This is a genomic window from Arthrobacter sp. UYP6 (genome assembly GCF_040547315.1).
In the GTDB taxonomy this organism is placed as follows: Bacteria; Actinomycetota; Actinomycetes; order Actinomycetales; family Micrococcaceae; genus Arthrobacter_B.
Window position 1 is genome coordinate 30,399 of the sequence record NZ_JBEPPM010000002.1, and the last position, 11,143, is coordinate 41,541.

An 11,143-nucleotide genomic window follows, 5' to 3' on the forward strand; every position below is an offset into this window, starting at 1 on the left:
TGCTCTGGCACTATCAACGCAACATCCCCGTCCGCAGATGTTCAGCAAGGAGCCCGCCCATGGCCAAACGCCCCATCACCGATCCGATGCTCCGGAGCATCGTCAATGCCCAGCTCTCCCGCCGGAAGATGCTTCTGGGCGCCGGCGGGCTGGGGCTTGCCTCCATGCTCGCTGCCTGCGGGACCGGCGGCGGCACCGCCGGCCAGTCCTCGGCGGCGGCAACAGCAGCCGCTGATTTATCCGACTCGGACAAAACGGTGAACTGGGCCAACTGGACCCTGTACCTGGACTATGACGATTCCACGGGGACCTATCCCTCGCTCGAAGCGTTCACCAAGGCCACCGGCTTAGACGTGAATTACTCCGAAGACGTGGACGGCAATGACACATACTTCGGCAAGGTCCAGGGTCAACTGTCTGCGGGACAGGACATAGGTGCGGACATCGTCACGGTCACCGATTGGATGACCAGCCGACTGATCCGCCTGGGCTACACCCAGGAATTGAACCGGGAGAACATTCCCAACGCCGCCAATCTGCGGGCCGGGCTGCAGGACGTGGACTTCGATCCGGGCCGCCGGCATTCGCTGACCTGGCAGACGGGGTTCGCCGGGATCGCCTGGAACAAGGAGGCCTTTCCGCAGGGGCTGAAGAGCGTCTCGGACCTGTGGCAGCCCGAGCTGAAGGGACGCGTGGAGGTGCTGGACGAGATGCGGGACACCATGGGCCTGCTCATGATGGAAAACGGCGTGGACGTGACCGGAAACTGGACCACCGATGATTTCGAGAACGCCCTGGATGTCCTCTCGAAACAGATTGCCGACGGCCAGATCCGCCAGGTGAAGGGAAACTCCTACAAGGAGGACCTCATCTCCGGAGACGCTTTGGCGGTGATCGGCTGGTCCGGCGACATTACCCAGCTGAACTTCGAGGAAGGTGGCAAGTGGGAATTCGCGCTGCCTGAAGCCGGCGGCACGCTCTGGTCCGACAACATGTCCGTCCCCATCGGATCCCCGCGCAAGGCCAACGCGGAGAAGCTGATGAACTATTACTACGACCCGGAAAACGCTGCCACCGTGGCGGCTTACGTCAATTACATCTGCCCGGTTGAAGGTGCCCGCGAGGCCATGGAAGCCATTGATCCGGAGCTTTCCGAGAACCCGCTGATCTTTCCCACTGACGAGTATCTGGCACAGGCCCATGTGGTGCGCACCCTTACCGCAGATGAGGAAACGGACCTGTCCGACCGTTTCCAGAGCGCGATCGGCAACTGATGGCAGCCGTTGAGCTGCTGCCCGAGCCGGACTCCCGGCAGGGCGCCTCCGGAGCGGACCTGGTCCTTTCCGGGCTGAGCAAGCGCTTCACGGATTTCACCGCCGTGGACCAGCTGGACCTTCTGATTCCGTCCGGGTCCTTTTTTGCACTGCTGGGCCCCTCGGGCTGCGGCAAAACCACCACGCTGCGGATGATCGCCGGCCTGGAACAGCCCACCGCCGGCAGCATCAGCATCGGCGGCCGGGACATTACCGCCACCACCGCCCACAGGCGCCCAGTGAACACGGTGTTTCAGAACTATGCGCTGTTTCCACACATGAGTGTGCTGGACAATGTGGGCTTTGGGCTCAAGCGCCGCAAGGTGCGCGACGCCGATGCCCAGGCCAAGGCGGCCCTGGAACTGGTGGAGCTGGCCCATCTGGGCAACCGCCGTCCGGCCCAGCTTTCCGGCGGCCAGCAGCAGCGCGTTGCCCTGGCCCGGGCCATCGTCAACCGGCCCGCGGTCCTGCTGCTGGATGAACCGCTGGGTGCCCTGGACATGAAGCTGCGCCGTCAGATGCAGATGGAACTGAAGAAAATCCAGACCGAAGTGGGCCTGACCTTTGTACACGTCACCCACGACCAGGAAGAAGCCATGACCATGGCGGACACCGTGGCCGTAATGAACAGCGGACGCGTGGAACAGATGGGTGCTCCGCAGGAGCTCTACGAGTTGCCGCGCACCGCCTTCGTGGCAAATTTCCTGGGAAAATCCAACCTCATGCCGGCGGACGTCACCGGCGAAAGCGGCGCCTACCTGCAGGTGAACGCCGGTGGCCAGCACCTGCAGGTCCGCCGGGACCGGGCCACCGACCACAGCGGGCGGGTGCTGGTGGGGATCCGACCGGAGAAACTGCGCATGCTGCCGGCCAGCTCCGAGCCCGGAACAGCGCCCGGAGCGGCGCCCGGGGCACCCCCAGCGGGAGCCACCGAAGGAACACAAACCGCGCTGCGCGCCGTCGTGCTGGATGCCTCCTTTTCCGGCGCGAGCACGGAGTATCTGGTGGAGGTGGAGGGGATCGGCGCCATGGGGGTGTTCAGCCAAAACCGCGGCGCGGCGCTGGCAGCTCCCGGTGACCGGGTGAGCCTGAGCTGGGACGCGGACCACGCGTTTGGGCTGCGCGGGGACGAGGACAGCCAAGCGGGCGCCGGCGGGGACGGACTCTGATGGCACTGCTCACCGCCGCCGGAAGCTCCACCGGAGCGGGCAGCACGGGGGCCGGCGGACGCAGCGGCGGCGAGGAAGCAGCGCAACGGCGCCGCGGCAGGGCCGGTTATCTGCTGATTCTGCCCGGATTCATCTTCATGCTGTTGTTCTTTGTCCTGCCGGTGTTTTCTCTGCTGGCCACCTCCCTCTATGTGAAGCCCGAGGGCGCGGACGTTGGCCAGTTTGTGCCCGCACTGGAGTTTGGCAATTACGCGGTGGTGCTGCAGAACTATTGGCCGGCGATCATTCGCTCCTTCGGATTTGCCCTCATTGCCACCCTCGCTGCCCTGCTGATCGGATATCCGATGGCGTACCTAGTGGCGGTGCGGCTGCGGGAGCACAAGCTCCTCAAGGGGATCCTGCTGGTGCTCATCATCGCGCCGTTCTTCACCAGCTTCATTTTGCGCACCCAGGCCTGGAAACAGATCCTCGCGGATGAGGGCCCCGTGGTGGGGATCCTGCGCGCGGTCTCGCTATTGCCCGACGACGGCCGACTCACGGCCACGGCCTTCGCCGTGATTTGCGGACTGACGTATAACTTCCTGCCGTTCATGGCGCTGCCCATCTATGCCTCCCTGGAACGGATGGACATGAGGCTGATCGAAGCCGGGGCAGACCTGTACGCCAGTCCGGCGGAAACCTTCCGCCGCATTACCCTGCCGCTCTCCCTCCCCGGCGTCATTGCCGGCACCCTGCTGACCTTCATCCCCGCCACCGGCGACTACGTGAACGCGGCACTGCTGGGTAACAACCAGAACACCACCATGATTGGGCAGGTCATCGATTCGCGGTTCTTCCGGGTGGTGGACTATCCCGGCGCCTCGGCTCTGTCCTTCCTGCTCATGTTGGCCATCCTGTTCCTGGTGATCCTGTACGTCCGCCGCTTCGGCACCAAAGAACTGATGTGAGGACTCCCATGCGACAGACCCTTGGACGCTGGCTGATTCCGGTCACCGCAGGCCTTGCCTTCCTGTTCCTGCTGGTGCCGATTGGCTACGTGTTCGCCTTTTCCTTCAACGACGCCGGACGCACCAACCTCACCTGGCGCAGCTTCACCCTGGCTAACTGGCAGAATCCCTGCGGCGCGCCGGCCGTCTGCGAATCACTGGGCAACAGTCTGCAGATCGGCGCCATCGCCACGGTGCTGGCCACAATCTTGGGTACGGCCATCGCCGTCGGGCTGGTGCGCTACCGTTTCCGGTTCAACGCCACCGCCAACATGCTGATCTTCCTGCCGCTGGCCACCCCCGAGGTGGTCCTGGGGGCGTCGCTGCTGGCCCAGTTCCTGAACGTCGGCGCCGAGCTGGGCAAGGGCACACTGATCATCGCGCACACCATGTTCTGTATCTCGTTTGTTGTGGTCACCGTGAAAGCGAGGGTGGCCAGCCTGGATCCCAAGCTGGAAGAAGCGGCGGCGGACTTGTATGCTTCGCCGCTGCAGGCTTTTTGGCGGGTGACTTTTCCGCTGTTGATTCCAGGAATTATGGCGGCCGCACTCCTCGCCTTTGCCATGAGTTTTGATGACTTCATCATCACTAATTTCAATTCGGGAAATGTGGACACGTTTCCAAAATTCATTTATGTGGCAGCCACCCGGGGAATTCCCGCACAGGCCAACGTCATTGGCTCGGCAATGTTCATTGTGTCGCTGCTGGTGGTGGTGGGCGGACAGATGATTTCCCACCGGCGGGCCAAGGCGCTGGCCGCCCGCTAAATCTGGCCGCCCGCTAAACCTGGCTGCCCGCTAAACGCCGTCAGCGCTTACGGCGGATACGGATCGGTCCCTTGGCTGCAGACAGGTCCACTATGTCGCCGCGCTGGGTGATTTCTACCTCACCGCGTTCCACCAGCCGTGCGGCCGCCGCCCGGGCACCGTCCATCAGCGGGCGCCAGCTCTCCGGAGCCACCGCCCGGGCGGCGTCGGAGGGGCAAATGGTGGCCGTGTCCGCCCGGCTTGCGAGCAAAGCCAGTATGGCCTCCTCAAGGGGAGGGCCGACGTCGTCCTGCCGTGCGTTCGCGCTCCCGGTGCCGCCTGTTCCGGTGTTGTCCATGCAAGCCATTGTGCCGCGGAAGGAGAACTCCCGGAAGCCGGATCGTCCGGAACCGCAGCTGACCGAATGCTGCTGCCGGTTCCTGTTTCCCGCAGCGGTGTGGCCCGCCGGGTCCGGGCGCGTCACACTTGAAAACAGATCCGAGCGGAGCCGAGCCGAGAGGACCGCCATGACTGATCCAGTGTCCCCGCAGGGGGTGGAGAATGAGCTGCTGATGGTGCGGAACTTTCCGGTGCCGCAGCAGGCCGTTTATGACGCGTGGTCCGATCTATCGCATGCCACGGATTGGTGGGGTCCCGAGGGGTTCATTGTGCCGGCGGACCGGGTGAGTATCGAGAACCGGGTGGGCGGGACCTACCGGGCCTGCATGGTCAACACCCTGACCGGCGATGAGCTGTGGTGGGGCGGAGTCCTGAAGGACCTGGAGCCGCCGGACCGGCTGGCCATGACGCAGGAGTGGCAGTCTCCGGACGGAACGCCGTCGGGCCCCCAAACCCTGATCACCGTGGACCTTGCACCGCATGACGGCGGAACACGCATGACCTTCCGGCAGGGACCCTTCTCCGGACGGCGTGATCTGGACGGGCACCAGAGCGGCTGGAACTCCTCCTTTGACCGGCTTTCGCGCTACCTGGTCCGCCACCGCGGAGGTACATGAATACGCGGCACGTGAAATAGGGCGCACGTGAAATAAGACAGTGCCGTTCGCGGTTGCACCTAGCGTGCCCGGGTAAACAGCCAGGGGTGCAAACGTGCAACGAAAGGCCGAAAACCCATGACTGTTCCGCTTTCGATCCTCGATCTGGCCATCATTGACGAGGGCGAAACCGCGCGTGACTCCTTTGCGTCCAGCCTTGCCCTGGCGCAGCACGCCGAGAAGCTGGGCTACCGGCGCATCTGGTACGCCGAGCACCACAACATGCCCACGATCGCGTCCTCGGCCACGAGCGTGCTGGTTGGCTACATCGCCGCGAACACCTCCAGCATCCGGCTCGGCGCCGGCGGAGTGATGCTGCCCAACCACGCGCCGCTGACCATTGCAGAGCAGTTCGGCACCCTGGAGACGCTCTTCCCGGGCCGGATCGACCTGGGCCTTGGCCGCGCTCCGGGCAGCGACCAGAAGACCATGCGCGCCCTGCGCCGCGATCCCATGTCCTCGGACAGTTTTCCGCAGGACGTGCAGGAGCTGCAGGGCTACCTGAGCGGCAACACCCTCATTTCCGGGATCGACGCCACCCCGGGCAAGGGCACCAACGTGCCGCTGTACATCCTGGGTTCCTCCCTGTTTGGCGCGAAGCTCGCTGCTGCCCTGGGACTGCCGTACTCCTTCGCCTCCCACTTTGCCCCGCAGGCGCTTCAGGACGCGGTGGCGATCTACCGCCGCGACTTCCGGCCCTCGGCCCAGCTGGCCGAGCCGTACGTCATTGCCGGCGTCAACGTCATTGCGGCGGACACCGCCGACGAAGCGCAGCAGATGTTCGTGGACGGCCAGCGCCGCCGCGTCACCCAGCTCTTTGGCCGGGACCGGACCTTCACCCCGGAAGAAGCGGACATGATCCTGGAATCCCCGGGCGGCCAGCAGGTCAAGCAGATGGGACGCTACTCCGCCGTCGGCACGCCTGCTGAGGTCCGTGACTATCTGGACTGGTTCAGCACCCACGCCGACGCCGATGAGCTGATTGTCGCCACCCAGACGCCCGCCCTCGAATCCCGGCTGCACTCCTTTGAGCTGCTGGCCGGTGTGACGGAGCTTGCCGGAGCCTGACTGTCCGGGTGGGTCCGGCCCCCGCGGACGGGATCAGGGGGCCGGGGCCCGCCTGTGCTAGAAACGAAGCATGAGTGAAACCCCGCAGGTCATCCAGTGTTCCGTCGGCATGCGCTGGGGGGACATGGATGCCTACGGGCATGTGAACAACGTGGAGATCCTGCGCATCCTGGAAGAAGCCCGGATCCATGCCTTCGGCCCGCCCGGCGGCACCGGCGGCCCGGGCCGGGAACCCGTCGTCGCGCTCTTCAACAACGTGCCGGAGGGAACGCAGGCGCTAGTTGCCGAACACCGGGTGAAATACCTCTCTCCGCTGACCTACCGCAACATTCCCGCTGACATTGCAGTCTGGATCAGCGCGCTCAAGGCCGCCAGCCTCACCATCGCCTATGTCATCCGGGACCCTGTCACGTCACAGACATGCGCAAAGGCGGAGACCACCCTGGCGTTTGTGGACGGCGGGACCGGGAGGCTGATGCGGATCGCCCCGGAGCAAAAGGAGCTCATGCGCCCTTATCTAGGGGCTTCCGTTTTCGCTTAGGAATTCAAAGCCTCCCAGACATACAGCCTCGCGGGCCTATCGGGCCCCTCAGACTTTCCAGGCCTCCCAGGTTTATCGGGCCGCTCGGACGTTCCACGACATGCGGCATCCCAGGCTTAGGGCAGCGGGCAATGTCAGCAGCCGCCGGAACACGGCTTCCCAGTCTGTGAGGGCTGCTGGTGCAGGTGGGGCCCCACGGGGTAACAGGTGCCCCAAAGGGTGGGAATGCGTGGCCGGACCGTGTATCGGACCGTGCTCCGTAGTGAGGATTCGGAACCCGCTGCCCGTCGAGTGTCGGGATCCTTCGGTTACTCCGCCCCCAGAGTAGGGAAGATGCCGCTTCCGCCGTCTCAGAGCGACGTGATGTCGACACTCGGCGGCCGGATGCGACGTGATGTCGACACTCGGCGGCCGGATGCGACGTGATGTCGACACTCGGCGGCCGGATGCGGCGCGATGTCGACTCTCGGCGCCTGGAAGCGGTCCCGCAGCGCGCAGCCTGTCGGAACAGGAATGCCCCGACTAGCATTTTGCTTATCGGCCAGGCGGCTACCGGCGCCACCTTCAGCTTTTGCGCCCCGCATTACCAGACTCTCCAAACACTGCTGATGGTCCGGACCGGAATTCGGTCCCGGCCATGCCCTGTAAGGAGAACGCCCGTGTGGTCGTATCATCTCGGAATTTCACCCCTCGAGGCCCTCTGGGTCGTCCTGTCTGCAATTGGTATTTACGTTGCCTTCTTTGTGCTGATCCGAATCGCCGGTCAGCGTGCACTGGCAAGCTGGTCCACCTTGGACAAGGCCATTGTGATTGCCTTTGGCTCCGTACTGGGCCGCGTGGTTCTGGGCTATACCCCCACGCTCGCTGCGGGGGTCGTCGGCCTGGCGACCATGTTTGCCCTCTTCCGTCTGGAAGCGGTCCTGCGCCGGACCAAGCACGGTGCCTATCTGTCCAGCAAGCCAATATTGCTCATGGCGGGGGAGGAAGTCCTGCAGTCGGGGCTGCAGGCCGCAAAAATCATCGAAGACGAGCTGTACTTCAAGCTGCGCCAGGCCGGCATCAGGAACTTTTCGGAAGTGGCGCTTGTTGTCCTGGAACCCACGGGCGATGTTTCCGTCCTGCGCCGCGGAGAGCTCATTGAGCCCCTGCTACTGCGCAGGATCACGGATAGGAACAGCATCCCCGCCTATCTTTTGATGCCGGACTGACGCGGATGCCGGCTGCGGGCGGAGGCCGAATAGACGGTTAGGTGAAAGTGGTGTAGAGTCTTACTCAGTTGTTGGTTGTTGCGCATTTTGTATTTCAAGTGGCGAAACCCCAAACGGGCTAGCCGCTTTTTCTGTAGAAGCGGTAAAAGGCACACCGCGACTGAAGCCCCCCGAAAGTCGGGATCTGCTTCACTCCAGAAGGAATATTAAAATGGCTACAGGTACCGTAAAATGGTTCAACTCCGAAAAGGGCTTCGGCTTCATCGAGCCCGATGACGGAAGCGCCGACGTGTTCGCTCACTACTCCGCTATCAACTCCAATGGTTACAAGTCCCTGGACGAGAACCAGAAGGTTAGCTTTGATACCGAGCAGGGCCCCAAGGGTCCCCAGGCTACGAACATCCAGGCGCTCTAATTTAGAGACTTCGGTTCAGTACTTGTACTGAATTGCCTTACAAAAGCAGGACGGGTTTCCCGTCCTGCTTTTGTGTTTAACCGGCACCGTAGAGCTGCTGCCGTCTCGTCGCGGGCGATCCAGCTGTACCGCTGACGGGTGCGGCAGACACGGTCCGACCCGCCGCACCCGGGGCTAGGAAAATCAGTCTCTGGCGCGCAGGGCGCTTTCACGCAGGTACTGCTCCACACGGGTATAGGCGTCCCGGGTGAGTGCCTTCCACAGTTCAACAGCCAGGCGGGGGTTTTCCTCTTCCAGCGATTCCATGACCTCGGCGGTCAGAACCTTGAGCCGGACCGGACCGCTTGCCTTTACGGTTGTTTCCTGGCGCTTGTCCGTGCCCAGCGCCATCTCGCCGAAGGTCATGCCCGGTCCCAGCGTCGTGAGCTTGATCCGTGAACCGTCCGGCGCCGGCATGGACGTGGCGATCTGGCCCGAAACGATGAAGAACACCCCGCCGAACCGCTGGCCCACGCGGCGGACCACGTCGCCGTCGTCGTACATGCGCTCCTCCATTCGGTCCTGAACCGACTTCGCATCCTCCGGATCCAGCTGGTTCAGGGCGGGGGAGTCCACCGGTTCCATGACATCAGGGAGGACCAGCTCGCTGCCGTAGGAGGCAATTAGCTGCGTCTCGCAGTACTCCACGGCGGCATTGCGGGTCACAAAGGACGGAACTTCCCGGCCACGCTCGGCCAGGTCATTGGTGACTGTCCCCTCACCGTCCACCAGCACCAGCGAACGGCCGTTCAGCGTCAGCATCTCGGCGGATTCGGCAAATAGGCGAAGGGCAACTTCGGACACCTCGTCCACGCTCCGCAGATCCAGGACCACCATTTCGACGTCGTCGTCCAGGTTGGACAGCGCGCGCACCACCGACTCCGCACCGGCGAAGAGGAGGTCGCCGTTCAGCTCCAGGACCTGGGCGCGGTGGCCGTGGCTGCGCAGCACTTCGACTGCTTCGTCGGTCCGCCGCATACCGGAGGGCGCCGTCGCAATGTCGTAGACGTTGCGGATGGCGGAACGCCCGGTGCGGGCAGCGCGGACAAAGTGCAGCTGCATGTCGTGGGAAATCCGCTGGCTGGTGGCCACGCCGCGGACGCTGGAACCGTGCGCGTCCAGGGGAGGTGAATAGACCGCCAGGCCCACCTGGCCGGGGAGGACGGCTATGGTGCCGCCGCCAACTCCGGATTTGGCCGGCATGCCGACGCTGGACAGCCAGGCGCCGGCGTCGTCGTACATCCCGCAGGTGGCCATGACGGAAAGAACCCGTTCCACCGATTCGATATCCAGGACCTGGTCGCCGGAGAGCGGGTTCCGGCCGCTGTTCGCCAGCGTGGCGGCCATCATGGCCAGATCAAGGGCGTTGACCATCACCGAGCACTGGCGGAAATAGTCCTTGATGACCGGCGCGGGATCGGATTCGATGATGTCAAAGGACCGCAGCAGGTAGGCCAGGGCGTGGTTGCGGTGGCCGGACTTCAGCTCCGAGCGGTAGATCCGCTCACTCACGGAAAGCTGGCGCCCGGCAAAAGCGGAGTAGGTGTTCAGGATCCGGTTGAAGCGGGTGACGCCGCCGGAGCCGCGGACCAGCGAAGTGGCGGTCAGGGCGCCGGCGTTGATCATGGCATTGGCCGGGCGCCCGGTGCCTTCGGCAAGGGAAATCTCGTTGAAGGAATCCCCTGAGGGTTCCACATCCACCTTCTCATCCACCGCATCCATGCCCCGGTCGGCCAGGGCCAGTCCGTAGGTGAAGGGCTTGGAGATGGACTGGATGCTGAATTCCTGCCGGGTATCTCCCACCTCGTAGACGTAGCCGTCGGCCGTGGCCAGGGCAATGCCGAAGTTGTCCGGGTCCACATTCGCCATGGCCGGAATGTTGCTGTAGGGCTTGCCGTCCTTCAACTCTGCGATCTCGGCGTGGATCCGTCGGAGATACGTCTCGATGGGAGAAGAAGCGGGATATGACCCGGAATCGGAGGGGGAAGAGGAGGACGGTACGGGGGCAGTGGAACGCATATCTCCAGCCTAACGAGTAGTGCGCAGAAGGGGATGACGCGCAGAAGTGCCCTGTGTATACTGGACGCAGTTGCAGTGTTGCGCATGTTGAAGTCCAAGCGGCGAAACCCACATCAAGGGCCAGCCGCTTTTTCTGTAATATGCCGAGTACGGCACAGCAACGTGAAACTCCCCGAAGGTCGGGGGTGGTTTCTTTAGAAGGATGATTAAAAATGGCAACAGGTACCGTGAAATGGTTCAACTCCGAAAAGGGCTTTGGCTTCATCGAGCCCGATGACGGAAGCGCCGACGTTTTCGCTCACTACTCCGCTATCAACTCGAGTGGCTACCGCTCTCTCGAAGAGAACCAGAAGGTTAGCTTCGACACCGAGCAGGGCCCCAAGGGTCCCCAGGCCGTCAACATTCAGGCCCTCTAAATCTAGACTTTGGGTTCCTTAGGGAATCGGCTTGAATAAGTTGCAGGACGGGAAGAAATTCCCGTCCTGCTTCTGCGTTAAGCAGAAAAAACGCCGGGAGCGGACGCTTCCCGCCGCCCCCGCTTATCTGAATACGGGTGCCCGCTTATCTGAACACGGGTGCCCAGC

12 protein-coding genes are annotated in these 11,143 nt (G+C 63.5%); 10 read left to right on the forward strand and 2 right to left on the reverse strand.

What is annotated here, in order from left to right:
- The first annotated feature begins 59 nt into the window (after positions 1–59).
- Genes ABIB35_RS01925 through ABIB35_RS01940 form a run of 4 tightly spaced genes read left to right on the forward strand, consistent with a single transcriptional unit; the run spans position 60 to position 4,235 of the window.
- On the forward strand, positions 60–1,274 hold the full coding sequence (locus tag ABIB35_RS01925) for an ABC transporter substrate-binding protein (RefSeq protein WP_354178436.1): 1,215 nt from the start codon (positions 60–62) through the stop codon (positions 1,272–1,274).
- Positions 1,274–2,482 (forward strand): ABC transporter ATP-binding protein, encoded by a 1,209-nt coding sequence (locus tag ABIB35_RS01930; RefSeq protein WP_354178437.1) that lies wholly within the window; start codon positions 1,274–1,276, stop codon positions 2,480–2,482. The genes ABIB35_RS01925 and ABIB35_RS01930 overlap by 1 nt, the downstream gene beginning before the upstream one ends.
- Entirely contained in the window at positions 2,482–3,429 is a 948-nt protein-coding gene (locus ABIB35_RS01935; RefSeq protein WP_354178438.1) for an ABC transporter permease, read from the forward strand. The genes ABIB35_RS01930 and ABIB35_RS01935 overlap by 1 nt, the downstream gene beginning before the upstream one ends.
- 8 nt (positions 3,430–3,437) lie before the next feature.
- A complete protein-coding gene (locus ABIB35_RS01940) occupies positions 3,438–4,235 on the forward strand; it encodes an ABC transporter permease (protein WP_354178440.1) in 798 nt (265 codons plus the stop codon).
- Positions 4,236–4,275: 40 nt separating this feature from the next.
- On the opposite strand, the gene ABIB35_RS01945 is transcribed toward ABIB35_RS01940, so the two are convergent.
- Entirely contained in the window at positions 4,276–4,572 is a 297-nt protein-coding gene (locus ABIB35_RS01945) for a DUF3253 domain-containing protein (protein WP_354178441.1), read from the reverse strand.
- Positions 4,573–4,741: 169 nt separating this feature from the next.
- Between ABIB35_RS01945 and ABIB35_RS01950 the strand changes: the two genes are divergently transcribed.
- The 5 genes from ABIB35_RS01950 to ABIB35_RS01970 all read left to right on the forward strand — a co-directional run bounded on the left by ABIB35_RS01950 (position 4,742) and on the right by ABIB35_RS01970 (position 8,501).
- On the forward strand, positions 4,742–5,230 hold the full coding sequence (locus ABIB35_RS01950) for an SRPBCC family protein (protein ID WP_354178443.1): 489 nt from the start codon (positions 4,742–4,744) through the stop codon (positions 5,228–5,230).
- 117 nt (positions 5,231–5,347) lie between these two features.
- On the forward strand, positions 5,348–6,337 hold the full coding sequence (locus ABIB35_RS01955) for an LLM class flavin-dependent oxidoreductase (protein WP_354178445.1): 990 nt from the start codon (positions 5,348–5,350) through the stop codon (positions 6,335–6,337).
- Positions 6,338–6,407: 70 nt separating this feature from the next.
- Complete coding sequence (locus ABIB35_RS01960; protein ID WP_354178447.1) at positions 6,408–6,878, forward strand: acyl-CoA thioesterase; 471 nt, start codon at positions 6,408–6,410, stop codon at positions 6,876–6,878.
- A gap of 659 nt (positions 6,879–7,537) precedes the next feature.
- Positions 7,538–8,086 carry a DUF421 domain-containing protein gene (locus ABIB35_RS01965; RefSeq protein WP_354178449.1) on the forward strand — a complete coding sequence of 183 codons (549 nt, stop codon included), beginning with the start codon at positions 7,538–7,540 and terminating at the stop codon, positions 8,084–8,086.
- Positions 8,087–8,297: 211 nt separating this feature from the next.
- Entirely contained in the window at positions 8,298–8,501 is a 204-nt protein-coding gene (locus ABIB35_RS01970; protein ID WP_104055090.1) for a cold-shock protein, read from the forward strand.
- A 183-nt stretch (positions 8,502–8,684) separates the two neighbouring features.
- Here the strand turns inward: ABIB35_RS01970 and glsA are convergent, their stop codons facing one another.
- The gene (glsA, locus tag ABIB35_RS01975; protein ID WP_354178451.1) at positions 8,685–10,559 is read right to left on the reverse strand and encodes a glutaminase A; all 1,875 of its coding nucleotides are present in this window, start codon (positions 10,557–10,559) and stop codon (positions 8,685–8,687) included.
- A gap of 212 nt (positions 10,560–10,771) precedes the next feature.
- Between glsA and ABIB35_RS01980 the strand changes: the two genes are divergently transcribed.
- Positions 10,772–10,975: a cold-shock protein gene (locus ABIB35_RS01980; protein WP_104055094.1), complete on the forward strand. Its 204-nt coding sequence runs from the start codon at positions 10,772–10,774 to the stop codon at positions 10,973–10,975.
- Positions 10,976–11,143: the final 168 nt, after the last annotated feature.